General features: G+C 71.3%; 8 protein-coding genes. 2 read left to right on the top strand and 6 right to left on the bottom strand.

Annotated features, from left to right (window positions below; translation table 11 throughout):
- Window positions 1-11: 11 nt before the first annotated feature.
- Entirely contained in the window at window positions 12-10592 is a 10581-nt protein-coding gene (locus tag HCA44_RS08400; RefSeq protein ID WP_169648070.1) for a non-ribosomal peptide synthetase, read from the bottom strand.
- Window positions 10593-10751: 159 nt separating this feature from the next.
- Here HCA44_RS08400 and HCA44_RS08395 point away from each other — a divergent pair, with 159 nt between their 5' ends.
- Complete coding sequence (locus tag HCA44_RS08395; protein WP_240945371.1) at window positions 10752-11609, top strand: siderophore-interacting protein; 858 nt, start codon at window positions 10752-10754, stop codon at window positions 11607-11609.
- 12 nt (window positions 11610-11621) lie between these two features.
- On the opposite strand, the gene HCA44_RS08390 is transcribed toward HCA44_RS08395, so the two are convergent.
- On the bottom strand, window positions 11622-12299 hold the full coding sequence (locus HCA44_RS08390; RefSeq protein WP_169648068.1) for an isochorismatase family protein: 678 nt from the start codon (window positions 12297-12299) through the stop codon (window positions 11622-11624).
- Window positions 12300-12382: 83 nt separating this feature from the next.
- Window positions 12383-13144, bottom strand: a complete 762-nt coding sequence (locus tag HCA44_RS08385) for an SDR family oxidoreductase (RefSeq protein ID WP_206037862.1) — start codon at window positions 13142-13144, stop codon at window positions 12383-12385.
- A 68-nt stretch (window positions 13145-13212) separates the two neighbouring features.
- On the opposite strand from HCA44_RS08385, the gene HCA44_RS08380 reads away from it, so the two are divergent.
- Window positions 13213-14874 carry an AMP-binding protein gene (locus tag HCA44_RS08380; RefSeq protein WP_240945370.1) on the top strand — a complete coding sequence of 554 codons (1662 nt, stop codon included), beginning with the start codon at window positions 13213-13215 and terminating at the stop codon, window positions 14872-14874.
- A 133-nt stretch (window positions 14875-15007) separates the two neighbouring features.
- Here HCA44_RS08380 and HCA44_RS08375 read toward each other — a convergent pair whose 3' ends face one another.
- From HCA44_RS08375 to HCA44_RS08365, 3 genes are all read right to left on the bottom strand, one after another.
- Complete coding sequence (locus tag HCA44_RS08375; protein WP_169648066.1) at window positions 15008-16318, bottom strand: PhoH family protein; 1311 nt, start codon at window positions 16316-16318, stop codon at window positions 15008-15010.
- 247 nt (window positions 16319-16565) lie between these two features.
- Window positions 16566-17861: a serine hydroxymethyltransferase gene (glyA, locus tag HCA44_RS08370; RefSeq protein ID WP_169648065.1), complete on the bottom strand. Its 1296-nt coding sequence runs from the start codon at window positions 17859-17861 to the stop codon at window positions 16566-16568.
- A 105-nt stretch (window positions 17862-17966) separates the two neighbouring features.
- Window positions 17967-19172, bottom strand: coding sequence for a DUF885 domain-containing protein (locus HCA44_RS08365; RefSeq protein WP_169648064.1), 1206 nt, complete (start codon window positions 19170-19172; stop codon window positions 17967-17969).
- Window positions 19173-19278 lie beyond the last annotated feature (106 nt).

The raw sequence follows: 19278 nt of genomic DNA, 5'->3' as shown, positions 1-19278 counted from the left end.
ACTGTCCGGGTTCAGCGCGCGGTCGCCCGCACACGCACCTCCCCCGCTGCCGCGCCCGCGGTGGTCACCGCGTCGGGCCACGCCTGCACGAGTGCGTGGGCCGCCTCCTCGCCCCACCGGCCCACGTCGATCCGCAGGCGCGTGTGCAGCACGCTCGCTCCGCCCGGCGCCGTCTCGACCCGCACCGCGAGGTCGATCGGCGCACCCGTGTCGACGCTCACGACGCCTCGCGCGCAGGTCACGGCGACTTCGGGTGTCGCGAGCGCCGCGAATGCGGGCGCGGCCTGCGCGTTGAGATAGCGCAGGAAGGAATAGGCGGCGCCGGCATCGGCGGCGAGGGCCTGCTCGGTGTGCGCAGCGACCTCGCCGGGATCCGCACCGAGTTCGACGCGCACGGGAACCACGACGTCGAACGGGCCGACCACCCCCGCCGGGTCGGGGGTCTTCGCGACAGCCGGCGGTGCGGCGGGTACCGGATTCGGCGCACCTGCGTGGACCGCCGGACGCGCGTCGCGGCCGACCGCGACGACCGTTGACGTCGCGCCCGCCGCCGCGGTCCACCGCGTCAGGACCACCGTGACCGCCGCAACCACGAGTGGCTCGGGAACGGCGGCAGCAGCCCCCGGGTCGAGAGTGACCGGATCGCATACGTATTCGGCCCGCCGATCTGTCGGGTCTCCACCGAGACCGCCACCGGACGCGAGAACGGGTGCAAGCTCGGCGAGCCGCATGAGCAGCGCCGGGTCCTGTGCGTCCGCAGCCAGGCGCGCCGCGAAGCCCGCTCCGGTCACGGCCGGTCGCGCCGCCGCGGTCCCGCGCGGCGCCGCGAGCAGCACCTCGAGTTGCGCACGCAAGATCTCGAGTGACGCGGCGTCGGCGGCCGCCGCGTGCACGGCGACCTCCAGCGCAGCGTCGGTGCGGCGGGCCGCGATCATCCGGCCCGCGTGGGCATCGAGGGCCGACGCCGGGTCGGCATCGGTCAGCACTGCCGGTTCGGCGACCTCGAGGTGCGGGAGGGTCCGCAGCGCCCACACGCCGTGCGCGCCGACGTCGAGCCTGGTGCGCAGCGCGTCGTGCGCGACGACGAGCTCGCGCAATGCGGCGGCGAGGGTGTCGTCGTCGATCCCGTCGGTCGGCGCGACGCAGAATCGACCGGCCGCGGTCGCCCCGGGCACCTCGCGCAGCCTGTGCAGTGCGGGCGTGAGCGCGAACGGTCCGGGCTCGTCGGCATCGCGCGGCCCGGATTGCGGGGCCTGACCGGCGGGCGCCGAGGATTCGCCGGGGAACTCGGCGACCGCCACGAGCCCTGCAGGCGTGCGCGCCGAGAAGACGTCGCGCGCCGCGAACGAGATGCCCGCGCGCCGTGCGGTGTTGACGAGCGTCATCGACGTGATGCTGTCGCCACCGAGCATGAAGAAGTCGTCGTCCGGGCCGACCTCGCCGACCGGGAGACGCAGCACGTCCGCGACGAGAGCGCACAGCGTCTGTTCCTCGGGCGTGTCGGGCCGCGTCCTGCCGTGCGCCGCGTCGACGACCGGGAGAGCTGCGCGATCGAGCTTGCCGTTCGCGGTGAGCGGCAGCGTGTCCAGCACCGTCGTCGTCGACGGAATCATGTAGGCCGGCAGAGTCTTCGAGGCAGTCTCGAGTACGGCATCGGTGTCGATCACGACGCCCGGCCGGGGCACGACGTAAGCATGCACGTGCCCGTCGCGCACGAGCGCGACCGCGTGGGCGACGGTGGGATGTGCGGCAAGGGTTGCTTCGATTTCGCCGAGTTCGACTCGCAGGCCACGAAGTTTGACCTGTCCGTCCGCACGCCCGAGATAGTCGAGCGTGGGTGTGCCGTCACTCGAGGCGATCCAGCGGACGATGTCGCCGGTGCGGTAGAGCCGTTCGCCGCGACTGTTCGGATCCGCGACGAAGCGTTCCGAGGTGAGTCCGGGCCTGCCGGAATAACCCCGCGCGAGCTGGACACCACCGAGGTAGAGCTCGCCCGCGACGCCGACCGGGACGCGTGCGAGTCGCGCGTCGAGCACGTAGGTGCGGGTGTTCGTGATCGGTGTGCCGATCGGCACGGGACCGACACCCGCCGGGTCGATCTCGGTGGCGGTGACGTCGACCGCGGCCTCCGTCGGTCCGTACAGGTTGTGCAGCTCGGCCGACAGCAGCCCGCGCCGCGCGAGTGCGTCGACACTCGCGCGGTGTTCGGGGCGCAGCGCTTCGCCACTGCACAGCAGGCGTCGCACCGGCAGCGCGGTGTCGTCTTCCGCGCGTTCGGGGGCAGGCCCGGGGGCCTGGGCCAGTTCGGTCAGGAAGGCACCGAGCATCGACGGCACGAAGTGCGCGGTCGTGACGCCGCGTCTGCGGACGACGTCGATCAGGTACGCGGGGTCGCGGTGGCCGTCGGGTGTCGCGAGCACGAGCGTCGCGCCGGTCACGAGGGGCCAGAAGAACTCCCACACCGACACGTCGAATCCGCTGGGCGTCTTCTGCAGCACGCGGTCGACGGCGGTGAGTGCGTAGCGCTGCTGCATCCAGGCGAGGCGATTGGCGATCGCCCGCTGCCCGACGACGACTCCCTTGGGCGTGCCGGTGGATCCCGACGTGTAGAGCACGTAAGCAGCGGCGTCGCCCGCGGCGGGGGTGCGGGCCCGGTCGCGGCCGTCCGCCGCGGGGGCCCCTGACTCGTCCACCTCGAGCACCGGCGCGGCGTGTCCCGTCGCGGCGGCACCCACGGCCGTCACGACGAGCGCCGGGTTCGCATCTGCGGTCATGAACGCGAGGCGCTCGGCGGGGTACGACGGATCGAGCGGAAGGTACGCGGCGCCGACGCGGTGCACCGCGAGCAGCGTCACGACGAGAGCCGCGCTGCGCGGCACGGCAACCGCGACCACCGCGTCGGGGCCGACGGCACCAGCCGACGCCGTGCGAAGCGCGGCCGCGAGCCGGTCCACGGCCGCGTCGAGCGTGCGGTAGGTCCACTCGTCGCCGGTCTCGTCGACCACGAGCGCGAGAGCATCCGGGGTCTGCGCGGCCTGACGCGCGAACAGCTCTCCCAGCCCCTCCGTGGGAAGCAGTGCCTCACAGCCGTTCTCGGCGGCACGAAGCGCGTCGAGTTCGGCCTCCGGTACGGCCGCGATGCGCGAGAGCGGGACGTCGACGTCCCGCGCGATGGCGTCGAGCACCGAGACGAGCCGGTCGGCGACACGCTGCGCGCTCGCGCGGTCGAACAGGTCGGTGGCGTACTCGATCCGCCCGCGGATTCCGGCGTCACCCGCATCGGCAAGCTCGAACGTGAGGTCGAACTTCGCGGTCCCGGTCTCGACGAACTCGGGTGTCGCAGTGAGACCGGCCATCTCGATCGGGACGATCGGATCTCGGTACTGCACGAGCACCTGGAAGATCGGATGCCGCGACAGCGACCGCTCGGGCGCGACGACGTCGACGAGTTGCTCGAACGGGAGATCCTGATGCGCGAATCCGTCGAGATCGGCGGAGCGCACGCGCGCGAGCACGTCGCGCAGTGTCGGGTCGCCGGCCAGATCGGTGCGCAGGACGACGGTGTTGACGAAGAAGCCGACGAGTTCGTCGAGCGCCGGGTCCGGGCGCCCCGCGACGGGCGTCCCGACGACGACGTCCTCGCCCGCCCCCATGCGTGCGAGCAGCACCGCGACCGCCGCGTGCACGAGCATGAACATCGACACGCCCGCGTCGGCAGCCGATACGGCCAACCGGGCGTGGACATCACGGTCGAGCGTGAAGTGCACGGCGTCACCGTGATACGAGCTCTCGGCGGGCCGCGGCCGGTCGCGCGGCAATGCGATCTCGTCGGGCACCCCGTCCAGGCGTGCGCGCCAGTACTCGGCCTGCGACGCGACCAGCGCGCCGGCCTCGGCGGGGTCGCCGAGCAATTCACGCTGCCACCGGGTGAAGTCTCGGTACTGCACGGGCAGCGGTGGGACGTCGAGCACGGTGCCCCGCACGCGCGCTGTGTAGGCGTGCGCGACGAACGACATCAGCGGGTGTGCCGACCGCTCGTCGGCCGCGATGTGGTGTACCAGCACGAGCAGGTGATGCTCACGTCCGGCCGCGCGGACCAGTACCGCACGCAGCGGCCATTCGTGTTCGAGGTCGAAGGCGTGTCTCGCGCGGGCGCGCAGTTCGGCGTCGGCAGCACCCACCACGTCGGCAGCACCCGCCACGTCGACTTGGTCGAACGGGACGGCCTGCGCGTCACTCTCGTGTACGTACGCCACGCCGAGACCGTCCTCACCCGGCGCGAAGGTCGTGCGCAGGGTCTCGTGACGCGCTGCCACGTCGCCGAGGGCGCCACGCAGCGCGTCGAGGTCGAGGTCGCCGTCCAGTCGCAGCGCGAAGGCGATCGTGTACGTCGGACTCGGGCCCTCGAGTTGGAACTGGAACCACAGCCGGCGCTGTGCGGGCGACAGGGCGGCGCCGGTCGGCTCCGGCGAGTGCCCGCGGCGCAGCGGCGGCCGTGCGGGTGCATGCGATGCGACGCGCGCGAATCCGGCCGCGGTGCGGGCGTCGAACACGTCGCGCATCGTGAGCTCGACGCCGAGCCGGTCCCGCACGGTGGCGCCGAGACGTGCAGCGAGCAGTGAGTTTCCGCCCAGCGCGAAGAAGTCCTCGTCCGGCCCCACCGACGCGACGCCGAGCAGGTCGGCGAGGAGGTCGCAGTAGACGATCTCAACGCCGTGCGGCACCCGCGAGACCCCGCGCGACGGTTCGGGCAGCGCGCGCCGGTCGAGCTTGCCGTTGGGCAGCGTCGGGAGCTCGGGCAACATTACGAAGGACACGGGGACCATGTAGTCCGGCAGCGTCGTTCGCAGCCGGTCTCGCAGAACGTCGTCGTCGGGCACCGACGACCCGGCGACATACGCGACGAGCATGTCGTCGCCCGCGGACGAGGGCCTGACGTCCACGGCGGCGGCGTCGACGCCGTTGACGGCAAGGAGCGCCGCCTCGATCTCGCCGGGTTCGATGCGGAAGCCGCGCACACTCAGCTGGGTGTCGGCGCGGCCCACGAACTGCAGTGCGCCCGAACGCGTGCGGCGCACGAGGTCGCCGGTGCGGAACAGCCGTGCTCCGCCGGGTGCGGCCACGAACCGGGCGGCCGTCTGGGCGGAGAGACCGCGGTATCCGCGGGCGACCTGCACGCCGTCGACGTACAGATCGCCGACGACACCGTCCGGGACGGGGGCGAGAGTGTCGTCGAGCACGTGCAGCGTCGTGCCGGGGACCGCATCGCCGACGAGCACGCGTGGGCCGCCGTCGGCCGTCCACACGGCGACGTCACCCGCCACCTCCGACGACCCGTACGAGTTGAGCACGGCTGCGCCGGTGGCCCCCAGTGCGGCGACGGTGGCGGCGTCGAGCGGCTCGCCGCTGAGGAACCACGTGCGGACGAGCCGTGCCGCATCGGGCCGCACGTCGGCGAGCGTCGCGGCGAGACTGGGGACCGCGGTGAGCACCCGTACCCGGTGGGTGACGATCAGGTCGGCGAGCGCGTCGACGTCGCGGGCCTGGTGCGGCTCGCTCAGTACGAGTCGCGCACCCGCGACGAGACCCGCGAGCACCTCGGTGGTGCCGTCGACGAACGCGACCGAACTCTTGACCAGCCGCACGTCGCCCTCGGCCGGAACCGGCAGGACGTCCCGCTGCCAGGCGACTCGCTCGGCGAGCGCAGCGGCCGTGCCGACGACTCCCTTCGGCGTGCCGGTCGATCCGGACGTGTACAGGACGTACGCGGCGTCGTCGGGACGCAGGTCTCGCACCGGAACCGACTGCGGCGCCGACGCCGAGCGCACGGCGCGCACGTCGCCCCGGTCGAGCGCGGCGTCCGGGCGTGCGTCCGACAGCATCGCGTCGATGCGGGCCTGCGGGTAGTCGAGATCGATCGGCAGTACCGCGGCGCCTGCCGTCAGGACGCCGCAGAGTGCGACGACGAACTCGACGCCGCGCGGCACCGACAGCGCGACGACCGAGCCCGGTCCGATGCCGTCGGCATGCAGCGCGGCGGCGACGCGGTCCGCCCACTCGCGCAGATCGCGATAGGTGAGTGTGGTGTCCCCGCAGACGAGTGCGGTGCGGTCGGCATTGCGCGCGTAGGCATCCGACAGCAGGGTCGGCAGGAGCGGAGTGTGCGCGGCCGCACCCGACTGCGCGCGGGCTCGTTCGCGGCGGGTGCGTACATCGAGGTCGGCGACCGGCCGCTGCGGGCTCTCGGCGAGCGCCGCCAGCACCGTGTGCAGTCGTTCGGCGAGATCCTCCGCGGTCTCGGCGCCGAACACGTCGTGTGCATACTCGATGCGCACGCACATGCTGCCGTCCGCCTGTTCGACGAACTCGAACGTGAGGTCCAGTTTCGCGGTGCCCGTACCGACGAACTCGGCACTCGCACGGGTCGCTCCCAGAGCGAACTCGTCGAACGCGGCCCGGTACTGCACCATCGTCTGGAACAGCGGGTGCCGCGCCGAGGAGTGTGTTGCACCGACCGCGGCGGCGATGTCTTCGAGTTGCACGTCCGCGTGTGCCTCGGCATCGAGTGTCGCGGTGCCCGCCTGCTCGACCGCGTCACGCAGTGTCGCGTCGCGCGGCAGGTCGAATCGCAGCGGCAGCACGTCGACGAAGAGCCCGATCAGGTGCTCGAGGCCGCTGCGCCCGCGGCGCGCCACGGGGGCGCCGAGCACGACATCGCGTCCGGCGCCGAGTCGCGAGAGCAGAACCGCGACGGCCGCGGACGCGACCGCGGGTGCGCCGACACCTGCCTGCTCGGCGACCGTGCGTACGTACGGCGCGGCGAGGTCGAGAACGACTTCGCCGCCCGTGTGCGACGGCGAAGGCGGGCGCACCCGGTCGTACGGCAGCGCGAGTTCGTCGGGCGCGCCGTCGAGTACGTGACGCCAGTGGCCGAGCAGACGGGTGCGCAGCGTCCCGAATTCGGGAGCGGCGGCGATCCGCCGCTGCCAGGCCGCAAAGTCCGCGTACTGCACGGGTAGCGCAGGCAGTGCGTCGCCGCGCCACACCGCCTGCAGATCGTCGAGGAACAGACCTGCGGACCATTCGTCCGCGGCGACATGGTGGAAGACGACCACGAGCGTCGCGCGGGCCGGCGAAGACACGAACACCGTTGCGCGTACGGGTGGTTCGGAGGCCAGGTCGAACGGGCGACGGATTTCGTCGTCGAGCAGCCGGGCGCGGTCCACATCGTCCACCGGGACGATCCGGGTGGACGGGCCGTCGGCACGGCGCTGCGCCGCCGGCAGCCCGTCGTGCTCGACCGTCACCGAGCGCAGCACGTCGTGCCGCGCGAATACCCGATCGACCGCGCCGGCGAGGCGGCGCGCGTCGACCTCGCCGGTGAGCGCGACGACGAGGGGGATGTTGAACGCTGCCGAACCCGGCGAGAGCCGATCCTGCAGCCAGATCCGCTGCTGCGCGAACGACACCACCGCGGCATCGGATCGGGCGGCCGGTTCGATCGGCGGAAGGGCGGGCGGCGCGCAGGCGACCACCTCGGCCAGACCCGCGACGGTAGGCGCGTCGAACACCTCCCGCAACGTGACCGCGACCGCGAACTCGCGCGCGATCCGGCCGATGAGGCGCGTCGCGGACAGCGATGTGCCGCCGAGCGCGAAGAAGTCGACGTCGGCGCCCACCGAGGGCAGGCCGAGCACGTCCGCAACGAGATCGGCAAGCGCTGTCTGCACCGGCCCGACGGGTGCGAGCCCTTCGGCGGCGAAATCGGGTTCGGGCAGCGCCTTCCGGTCGACCTTGAGGTTCGGGGTGAGCGGGAACGTCTCGAGCGGGACGATCGCGGACGGCACCATGTACGCGGGCACTGTGGCACGCAGGTGCGCGGTGAGCGCCGCGGGATCGACCGAATCACCCTCGCGGGGCACGACGTATCCGACGAGCCTGCCGGTACCGGTCGCGTCCCGTCGTACGGTCACGACCGCGTGCGCGACGGTATCGAATGCGCAGGCCGCGCTCTCCACGTCGCCCAGTTCGACGCGGTGGCCACGCACCTTGACCTGGTCGTCGGCGCGACCGAGATAGTGCAGCGCACCGTCGTCGTTCCACCGGACGAGATCGCCCGTGCGGTACATACGGCCGTCGCCGAACGGATCGGCGACGAAGCGGGTCGCGGTGAGATCGACCCGGCCGCGATAACCCTGCGCGAGCTGCTCGCCCGTCACGTACAGCTCGCCGGTCACGCCCGGCGGCGTGGGTCGCAGCGCGTCGTCGAGTACGCGCACGCCGGTGCCCGGATACGGCCTGCCGATCGAGCCGTTCCACTCCCCTGCGCGGACCGGAGTGCTCGTGCACCACACCGTCGCCTCGGTCGGTCCGTACATGTCGACGACCGACCGCGCCCTCGTCGCGAGTTCGCGCGCGAGCGACGTCGGCAACGCCTCGCCGCCCACGACGACATCGACACCGGAGAGGTCGGCGTCGCCTGCGCCGGGCTCGAGCACCGCGCTCCACAGCGACGGCGTCGCCTGCATGCACGTGACGTGTTCGTCGCGGATCAGCCGCGCGAGCACGGCGGGATCGCGGGCGTCGTCGTCGCGCGCGAGCACGACGCACGCGCCGCGCGTGAGCGGAACGAGGAGTTCGAGCACCGCGATGTCGAACGACAGTGTGGTGACCGCCAGCATCCGAGTGCGGGTGCCCAGATCGACGAGTTCCGGTGCGGCCGCGGCGAATCGCGCGAGCGCACGACGCGACAGCACGACGCCCTTGGGCCTGCCCGTCGAACCGGACGTGTAGATCAGGTACGCACACTGCCCGGGCAGCGGTGCGTCGGCGGCCGAGGTGACGGGCGCGGGCTCGCCGATCGTTGCGAGGTCGACGAACTGGGTCCCGCCGGGAATCACGACCGTGTCGGCGAATCCGCTCGCCGCCAGCAGTACTCGCGGCGACGCATCGGCGAGCATGAACTCGAGACGCGCAGGCGGGAAACCGGGGTCGAGCGGCACGTACCCGGCGCCGGTCCGGAGCACCGCGAGCAGGGCGGCGACGGTGTCCGCGCTGCGCGGAAGGGCGAGTGCCACGAGGTCACCGGCGCCCACCCCACGCGACGCGAGGACCTCCGCGAGTCGACCGACGCGTCGCGCGAGATCGGCGTACGTGAGCCGTTCGCCGCCGCACACGAGCGCCTCCGCGTCCGGGTGCGCCGCGACGCACCGGTCGAACAGCACGAGCACGTCCGGTGCGGGCTCGGGCGTCCCCGCACCGACGACCCACTGCACGAATGCGGCGCGATCCGTCAGCTCGGCGTGCGCGATCGGCACCGGCGGACCCGGCTGCCCCGCGGGGCCGGCAGCGAACTCGACCATGCGCGCGAGCTCGTGTGCGTGGCGGAGTGTTTCGGCGTCGCTGTAGCGGTCGGCGTCGGCGTCCACGACGATCTCGAGGTCGTCGCCGGTGGTGCGGCGGAGCACGAACGCGAGATCGCGCACCGGTCCACGGGCGACCGAGTGCACGGTCGTCTCGCAGTCGGGCAACGACACGGAGTCGCCGAACGGTTTGACGTTGACGGTGGGTCCGACGATGCCGGGATGCCCGGCAGGGACGTGCAGGTCGCGGTGGATGTCCTCGCCGCGATAGCGCGTGTGGGCCTCGAGGCTCCGGCGTGCCGCGTGCACCGCCTCGGCAATCTCGGTCAGCGTGTGCGACAGCATGACCGGCACACGCAGCGGGACGACGTTGACCGCGGTCGTGACCACCGACCCCGCGGGGGTGCCGAACCGGTTCATCGTGGGAAAGCCCAGCACGATGTCGCCCGCGCCGGTGCGACGCGCGACGTACGCGGCCGTCGCGGCGATCACCGTGTCGACCCAGCCGCCTGCACCGCCGCGCGCCGCCCCTGCCACCGAGACCGTCGCGGTGCGCACCGTACGCGCGGTGCGCGACGCGTCGACGGGGCCCGCGGTCGACAACGTGCGCGCGTCGGCGGCGCCCGAGAGTGCACGGGACCAGAAGGCGGCGTCCTGGTCGCGGTCGTCGCTCGCGCGGTACGCGGCGTCGTGGGCGACGACGTCCTCGAATTTCCCGAACCGTGCCCGCGGCGCGTCGGCGCCGCTTCGGGCCGCGGTGTAGAGCGCGGCGGCGCGCCGCACGAGCAACGAGTACCCGTAGACGTCGATCAGGACGTGATGTCCCCACATCACGATGCGGTGCCGATCGCGTCCGAGAGCAAGTACCTCGCAACCGAACCCGGGCTCGCGCGACGGATCGAGCGGCGTTCGGGTGCGCGTCCGGATACGGTCGTCGGCCGCTGCGGCGGGATCGGGTGCCGACGACAGGTCGATCACGTCGACGTCGCGGACGGGCCACGCGTGCGCCTCGACCGCGGGCCCGCACTCGTCCTCGGCGACCCTGGACGTGAGGGTGCCGGACTCGCGAACGGCGCGGCCCAGGGCATCGGACCATGTCCCGGCGTCGAACGCGCCACGGACGTCGAGATACTCCAGCGTGACGAAGGTGGGATTCGACGGGTCGAGGCGCTGCGCGAACCACATGCCGGACTGCGCGCCGGTCAGTGCCGATCGCCGGTTCTCACTCACGACATCCTCCACGCGACCAGCTTTAGTGAGCCTTACCTAAGGCTCGCTCACAATAGCAGGTAGGCTGCCCGTCGTTCGGCGCCGACGAGTGCCCGGTCGCCCGACACTCGATTCCAACGAAAGGACACGCCGATGCCGGTGACCACACCCTCGCGCCGCATGGAGCTCCCCATCGTGTTGCGCAAGCTCGACGTGATGCGCACCCACGACGTCACGCCCCGCATGCGGCGCATCACGGTCGCCGGCGACCAACTCGGCAGCTTCGAGTCGGGCGGCAGGACGCTGCCCGCGTTCACCACGGCGGGGTGCGACGACTACGTCAAACTCTTCCTCGCCGAGCCCGGCCACGACCCGGTGCTCCCCGAGCAGCACGACGGCCATCTGCACTGGCCGAAGAAGCCGGCCCCCCTCGCCCGCACGTACACGGTGCGCCGATTCGACGCGGACGCGGGCGAACTCGACCTCGACTTCGTGCTGCACGGGCACGGCGTCGCGGGCAACTGGGCGCGCGCGGCCCGGCCCGGCGACGTCCTGCACCTCGCGGGCCCGAAGATCTCCACCGTGCCGCCGACTGGTGTCGACTGGTGGCTGCTCGCGGGCGACGACACGGCGCTTCCCGCGATCGCACGCTTCGTGGAGTCCGCGCCCGGTGTACCCGTGCACGCCGCGGTCCTCGTCGAGAGCGCCGACGAGGAGCAGCGAGACCTGCCCGGCGTCACATGGGTGCACCGCCAGGCCGGGGTGCCCGACGCGCGTGTCCTCGCCGACGCCGCCCGCTCGATCGCGCCCGATACCGGGCAAGCGTGGATGTGGATCGCGGGCGAGACGGGCGTCGTGCGCGAACTCCGTTCGGTGGCCAAAACTCTCGGGATCGGCAAGCCCATGCTCGACGCGTCCGGCTACTGGCGCTCGCCGGACACGCAACGGCCACTCGGGCGCCTCCTCGCGATGCGCGAGGAGGCGCGCGAGAGCCTCGACGTCCGACGGCGCACACGGGTTCCGCGGACGGCCGACTGACCCGTTACCGGATCACGCGCCCGCTGCCGAGTGTTGTGTCAGGGCCGGCTGCGCGGTGGCCGCGAGGTCGGCGACGATCGTGTCGGTCGTCGCGACCACGCCGCACCGCTTGCCCACGTAGTCGAGCGCCATGAGGTGCTCGTCGCGCGTGAAGTCGGCGGTCGCGTCGGCCACCATGAACGGCGCGACGTCGTTCATGAATCCGTCTGCCGCACTGAGCATGCACCCCATGTGTGCATAGATGCCGGTCACGATCAGCTGGTCACGGCCGAAGTGCCCGAGCAACTGCCGGAGATCGGTGCGCTGGAATGCCGAGTACCGCCACTTGGTCACCTGGATGTCCGACGCAGTCGGAGCCAGCTCGGCGATCACCTCCGTGGCGCGCCCCGTCTCGAGGCCCACGCCCCAGAAATCGGCGAGAATGCCACGGCGCGAAGGATGCTGGTCGCCTGGTTGCATCGTGTAGATCACCGGGACCTCCGCCGCGGCGCACGCGGCGCGGATGCGCTCGATGTTCGCGACGGCGGGGTCGATCGGTTCCTCGCCACGCGTGTAGGCGTCGACGAAGTAGTTCTGCATGTCGTGGATCAGCAGCGCGCAGCGGCCCGCGTCGAGCGACCAGTCCACCCGTGCGGCGGGGACGTCGTCCGCGCCGGGGAGCGGGTACGGGGTGATCGATGGGATGGCCAACAGTGACTCCTCGTCTCGGTTGTCTCTCGTGGTTCGGGTCGCGAATCCCGTTCGTACACCGCGTGTCGACGGTCGGTGTGCCGTCACATGTCGAGCGTGGCGCCGCCGTCGACACGCAGGTCGTGCAATGTGACATGCCGTGCGGCGTCCGAACTCAGGTACAGCGCGGCGTGCGCGACGTCCTCGGCGAGTGCGAGACGGCGCAGCGGGATACCGAGCCGGTACGTCGCGGCATCGCCCGCGATGACCGAATCCGACTGATCGGACGAATCCCACATGCCACGCAGCATGGGCGTATCCGTCGAACCGGGCGACACGATGTTGCAGCGCACACCCTGATTCGCGACTTCTAGGCCGAGCGAGCGGACGAATGCCGTCGCCGCGGCCTTCGACGCACCGTACGCCGCCATGTTCGTCCGTGGGGACGCCGCCGCATTGGAGCTGACCGTCGTGAGCGCACCACCACCCGCCGCGATCAGGCGTTTCGCGCCTTCCGAGGCGACCGTGACGGTGCCGGTTGCGTTGACGTTCATGCAGGCCGACCAGTCGTCGGCGGCGTCGAGCGCGGATCCGGTGCGCAGGACGCCCGCGGCGTGCACGACGATCCGGACGGGACCGAGGGCGCGTTCGGCGTCGTCGAAAGCTCCCCGCACCGCGGCCTTGTCGGTGACGTCCACCTGTTGCGCGAGACCGCCGGGCGGTGTGCTGCGCAGGGGCTCCGCGTCCCACGCCGCGACCACCGCGCCGCGGTCCGCGAACAGCTGCGCGATCGCCGCTCCCATGCCGCCTGCCGCACCGGTGACGACCGTGACCCTCCCGTCGATTCCGTCCATGATCATGAGCATAGGCTATCCTTAACCGCCGAACATCGGGCCGCGCCCCGCAGTCGATCGCCAGGAGACTCATGTCGTCGATGACCACCGAACCCGAGATGTCCGACACGGAAGCATCGTTCACGCCGTGGCCCGCAGAGCTGGCCGAGCGATACCGCCGCGAGGGACTCTGGGCCGGTCGCACCTTCGACGACGTGCTGCGCGACACCGTCGCCGCCCGCCCCGAGCACACCGCCGTCGTCGACGCGCACAGGCAGTGGACCTACCGCGATCTCGACGGCAAGGTGGACGCGCTCGCGGCCGGCCTCGCCGATCTCGGCGTGACACCCGGTCAGCGAGTCATGATCCAGCTGCCCAACCGCGCCGAATACATCCAGACCGTGTTCGCGCTGTTCCGGCTCGGTGCGCTGCCCGTCTTCTGCCTTCCGGCGCACCGGTCCGCCGAGCTGACAGCGCTCGCGAAGTCCTCGGCGGCCGTTGCGCTCGTCACCGTCGACGAGCACGAGAAGTTCGACCACGCGTCGCTCGCCCTCGACGTCGCGGGCGCCGTCGAGCACGACATGCAGGTGATCGTCCTGAGCGATTCAGCCGGTGGGATCCCCGACGGAGCAGTCGATTTCGGCTCCCTACGCGGCGCCCCGCGTGAATTCGCGCGCGCGGAGCCGTCGTCGGTGGCCTTTCTCCAGCTGTCCGGCGGCAGCACCGGCGTCCCCAAGCTCATCCCCCGCACACACGACGACTACCTGTACAGCGTTGTGCGCAGCAACGAGATCTGCGAGGTCACGCCCGACACCGTCTACCTCGCCGCACTGCCTGCCGCACACAACTTCCCGATGAGCTCCCCCGGAATCCTCGGCGCGGTCGTCGCAGGCGGCACGGTCGCGCTGACGCTCTCCCCCGCGCCGTCCGTCGCCTTCGCGATGATCGAGAAGGCGCGCGTCACGATGACCGGCCTCGTGCCACCACTCGCGCGGCTGTGGACCGAGACTGCCGAACAGGGCACCGATTTCGACGTGTCCTCGCTCGTCACCGTTCTGGTCGGCGGTGCACGCTGCCCCGACGAGCTGGCCGCGCGCGTCGAACCCGCGCTCGGCGCGCGGCTACAGCAGGTGTTCGGCATGGCCGAAGGTCTCGTGTGCTACACGCGATTCGACGACCCGATGGGCATCGTCACCACCACGCAGGGCCGCCCGATGTCGCCGTTCGACGAGGTCCGTGTCGTCGACGATCACGGCGACGACGTGCCCGCAGGCGCCGAGGGGAATCTGATCACGCAGGGCCCCTACACGATTCGCGGTTACTATCGCAATGCCGGCGCGAACGCGCGTTCGTTCACCGCGGACGGCTGGTACCGCACGGGCGACGTCGTACGATTCGACGACGCGGGCAACATCATCGTGTGCGGCCGCGCGGTCGACCACATCAACCGCGGCGGCGAGAAGGTGTCGGCCGAGGAGGTCGAGGAGCAACTTCTCGCGCACCCCGCGGTGCGCGACGCCGTCGTCGTCGGTGTGCCGGATCCCTACCTGGGCAATCGCACGTGCGCGTTCGTCCTCGCCGCCGACCCGGCCGCCCCGCCTCGGACCGGCACGATCCGCAAGTTCGTGCGCGAACGCGGCCTCGCAGCGTGGAAGGTGCCCGACGTGGTGACGGTGCTCGACGAGTTCCCCGAGACCGGTGTCGGCAAGACCAGCCGAAAGGATCTCCGGACGCTGCTCACCGCGAACGCCGAAAACGCCTGAGCCCCAACTACACCCCCTGAACACCCAGGCCCCCAGGGGCACAATGTCACATAGTGTGCATCCAACGCACACTATGTGACATTGTGACCGACCGGCGGGGCTACCGACCGGCGGAGCGAGCAACCGGCGCAAATCAGATTCCCGGGCCGAACTCCTCGAGCATCTCGGTGACGAGTTCCGCGATCGGCGAGCGTTCGCTCCGGGTGAGCGTGATGTGCGCGAACAGCGGATGACCCTTGAGCTTCTCGATCACGGCGGCGACGCCGTCGTGCCTGCCGACTCGCAGGTTGTCGCGCTGCGCGACGTCGTGGGTGAGGACGACCCGCGACCCGCTGCCGAGTCGGGAGAGCACGGTGAGCAGCACATTGCGTTCGAGCGACTGTGCCTCGTCGACGACGACGAACGAATCGTGCAGCGACCGTCCACGAATGTGTGTGAGCGGCAGTACTTCCAGCATTCCGCGGCTGATCACTTCGTCCATGACCTCGGGGCTTGCGAGACCGTCGAGCGTGTCGAAGACGGCCTGGGCCCACGGCCCCATCTTCTCGCTCTCGCTGCCCGGCAGGTACCCGAGCTCCTGGCCGCCGACCGCGTACAGCGGCCGGAAGACGACGACCTTGCGATGGCTGCGCCGCTCGAGCACCGCTTCGAGACCCGCGGTGAGCGCGAGCGCCGACTTGCCGGTGCCCGCCTTGCCGCCGAGCGAGACGATGCCGATGCTCTCGTCGAGCAGCAGATCGAGTGCGATGCGCTGTTCGGCCGAGCGCCCGTGCAGCCCGAATGCCTCGCGCTCGCCGCGCACGAGTTGCACGCGCTTGTCGGGAGTGACCCGGCCGAGCGCGCTCGACGTGCCGCCGAGCAGCCGGATACCGGTGTTGCACGGCAGTTCACGCGCGTCTTCGAGGTCGACCGCGCCGTCACGGAACAGGTCGTCGATGTCGCCGGGCCCGACCGACAATTCGGTCATTCCAGTCCACCCCGACGGCACGACGTCCTGCGCGTGGTACTCGTCGGCGGGCAGGCCCACCGCGCCCGCCTTGACCCGCAGCGGCGTGTCCTTCGTGACCAGGACGACGTCGCGGCCCTCCGCGGCGAGGTTGAGCGCGCACGCGAGGATGCGGGAGTCGTTGCTGTCGGTGCGGAAGCCGACCGGCAGCACCGTGGGATCGGTGTGATTGAGCTCGACGTGCAGGGCGCCGCCGTCGGCACCGATCGGGACCGGATTGTCGAGCCTGCCGTGCTCGATGCGGAGGTCGTCGAGCATCCGGAGAGCTTCGCGCGCGAACCATCCCAGCTCGTGATGATTGCGTTTGTCCTCGAGCTCGCCGATCACGACGAGCGGAAGGACGACGGAGTGCTCGGCGAATCTGGTGACGGCCCACGGGTCCGACAGCAGGACCGACGTGTCGAGAACGTACGTACGGACGGAGCGAGTATCAGTCACGTGAAGCTCCTAGGTCTGCGCGGCACCACGCAGACTCGGATCGCTGGACCGGTCCGTCCCTTGTGCGGCATCCCGCACAGGGGCCGGGTGCCGGCCCCTTCGCGCTGATTTCCAGAGCACGATCAGGACCTCCCGTACAGATAGCTTCCGCGCTACCTGTTGATCGTGACGGTACTGCGAAAAGACACACCCGTCGCCCTGGGGCGACGGGTGTGTCGGTGAACTCTGGGTAAAGGTGCAGGTCGGCTTACAGCAGACGCCAGTCCTCGAGGCCCTCGTACAGCGGGAAGTCGGCGGCGAGCTTCGAGACCCGGCCGCGCAGCGCGTCGACGTCCGCCTTGCCGGCGAGTGCCGTGGCGATGATGTCGGCGACCTCGGTGAACTGGGCATCGCCGAAGCCGCGGGAGGCGAGGGCCGCCGTGCCGATCCGCAGGCCGGACGTGACCATCGGCGGGCGCGGGTCGAAGGGCACGGCGTTGCGGTTGACCGTGATGCCGACCTCGTGCAGCAGATCCTCGGCCTGCTGGCCGTCGAGCTGCGAGTTGCGGAGGTCGACGAGCACGAGGTGCACGTCGGTGCCACCGGTGAGGACGCTGACGCCCTGGTCGGCGACGTCGGACGCGGTGAGCCTTTCGGCGAGGATCTTCGCACCCGACAGCGTGCGCTGCTGGCGGCCCTTGAACTCGTCGGTGCCCGCGATCTTGAGCGAGACGGCCTTCGCGGCGATGACGTGCATGAGGGGGCCGCCCTGCTGGCCCGGGAAGACCGCCGAGTTGATCTTCTTGGCCCACTCCTGCTTCGCCAGGATCAGACCGGAACGCGGCCCGCCGAGCGTCTTGTGGACCGTGGTGGACACGACGTCGGCGTAGGGCACGGGCGACGGGTGCAGGCCCGCGGCGACGAGCCCCGCGAAGTGCGCCATGTCGACCCACAGGTACGCGCCGACTTCGTCGGCGATCGAGCGGAAGGCCGCGAAGTCCTCGTGGCGCGGGTAGGCCGACCACCCGGCGACGATGACCTTCGGCTTGCCCGCGAGCGCGATCTTGCGGACCTCGTCCATGTCGATGCGGTGGTCTTCCTTGCTGACCCCGTACGACTCGACGTCGTAGAGCTTGCCCGAGAAGTTGAGCTTCATACCGTGCGTGAGGTGACCGCCGTGCGCGAGGTCGAGGCCGAGGAGCTTCTCCCCCGGGTTCATCAGCGCCATCAGGACGGCCGCATTGGCCTGGGCGCCCGAGTGCGGCTGCACGTTCGCGAACTCGGCACCGAACAGCTCCTTGGCGCGGGTCCGTGCGAGGTCCTCGACGACGTCGACGTACTCGCAGCCGCCGTAGTAGCGCCGCCCCGGGTAGCCCTCGGCGTACTTGTTGGTGAGCACGCTGCCCTGCGCCTGCAGCACCGCGCGCGGAACGAAGTTCTCCGACGCGATCATCTCGAGCGTGTCGCGCTGGCGGCCGAGTTCGCCGGCCATCGCGAGAGCGAGCTCGGGATCGAGATCGGCGAGCGGGGCCGTGTTGACGTCGGAACCGGGCACAGCGGTCATCGAGATGTCTCCAGAAGGTCGGGGCTGGGTGTCGGGTTGTGGCCGCGGGCGCACACGCACCCGTCACCCCAGTCTACGAAGCCACCCGACCCGCCCGGCAACCGCCTATGCAGCGTCGACGCCGCGCAGCGCGCTCGGGACGAGCGGTTCGTCGAGCAGTCGGCGGAACCGTTCGGCGCGATCGGAACCACGCGGGACGTCGTCGAGCCACGTGCCGAGCAGCCGATAGCCCTCGACGTATGTGCTGATGTAGGCGCGCCACAGCGGCGACGACAGGAAGCGCAGCTGCTGACGCGCACGCTCGGGGGTGGTGAGCGACCAGCGCTGCAGGAACTGCGCGACGTCGTCGTGGCTGCGGTGCTCGTCGTGCAGCATCATCGCCGCATCCTGGCGGACGCCGAGCAGGCCCGCCGACGCCTCCGACAGCCGCTCGGCCGTCTCGCCGTCGAACCGCAGGCCCAGGTCGGCGTAGATCTCCTGTGCCCAGGCACCCCACCCGGGGCCGACGACCGCGCCGAGCGCGAGGTCGGCGAGCCCCTCGGCCATGAGGCATTGCGGCGTGTTGACCACGAACAACGTCTGCTCGGCCTGGCCGCTGCCGACGAGGCCCGCTTCCTTGCGGCAGTGCTCGGTGTGGTGCCCCGGGTACGCCTCGTGCGCGATGAGCCGCGGCAGGTTCGCCATGTGCTGTTTCAGGTCGGAGTTGATCGCGACGCGCGAGCGGTAGTCGCCGAGGTAGTAGTTGAAGCCGGACCACGGCTTGTCGCCCACGACCTCGTATTCGACGGTCTCGACCTCGGGCAGCGCGTACTGCGCGCGCACCAGATCGCGCAGCGCGCTCGAGAACGCTTCGACGCACTCGCGCAGCCGCTCGGGCGGGATCTCGTCGGCCGCCCGGTGCGCGCGGATGCGGTCGGCGAGCGGGCCGGACCCGGGCAGCACCTCGTCCATCCTGCGGTGCGCCTCGCGGTAGACGGCCTCGTCCTCGCGTGCGATGCGCACGTCGAAGTACGCCTCGACCTCGTCGACGAAACCGATGTCCTCGCCCGCGAACTTGCGGCCCGAGCATTCGAGGGCCCGCAGGTGCACGTCGAGGAAGCGGGAGCGCTCGTGGGACAGGTTGGTCGAGGCCAGTTCGTCGCGCAGGGTGCGCGCGGTGCGGGCGAGCGCCGCGGGATCGGGCGGTGGCGCGTTGTCGACGGCGCGGCGCAACGCCGGATCGCCCGTGTAGGCGTCGACGAAGCCTTCTTCGAGGCGGTCGAACGACAGACCGAGTTGCAGGTATTCGCGTACCAGCGTGTCCGGTTCCATACGTCCCGACACTAGCCGAGGCGGTCCCCTCTCTCGTGGCAGCGGGGCGGGACCTTCGACCGTGCCGGGACGCCCGATTCCGACCCCGGCTGACGTGCCCGTGTGT

Origin of the sequence: Rhodococcus sp. HNM0569 (assembly GCF_012726205.1) — a bacterium.
Classification (GTDB): domain Bacteria; phylum Actinomycetota; class Actinomycetes; order Mycobacteriales; family Mycobacteriaceae; genus Rhodococcus_F.
Note: the sequence above shows the minus strand (reverse complement) of the source record. Positions and strands in the feature narration are given on the sequence as shown.

Coding starts and splice junctions, on each gene's coding strand:
- HCA44_RS08385 (WP_206037862.1), bottom strand. CDS start 13,144: ATGCTCATGATCATGGACGGAATCGACGGGAGGGTCACGGTCGTCACC.
- glyA (WP_169648065.1), bottom strand. CDS start 17,861: ATGACCGCTGTGCCCGGTTCCGACGTCAACACGGCCCCGCTCGCCGAT.
- HCA44_RS08365 (WP_169648064.1), bottom strand. CDS start 19,172: ATGGAACCGGACACGCTGGTACGCGAATACCTGCAACTCGGTCTGTCG.
- HCA44_RS08395 (WP_240945371.1), top strand. CDS start 10,752: ATGGAGCTCCCCATCGTGTTGCGCAAGCTCGACGTGATGCGCACCCAC.
- HCA44_RS08380 (WP_240945370.1), top strand. CDS start 13,213: ATGACCACCGAACCCGAGATGTCCGACACGGAAGCATCGTTCACGCCG.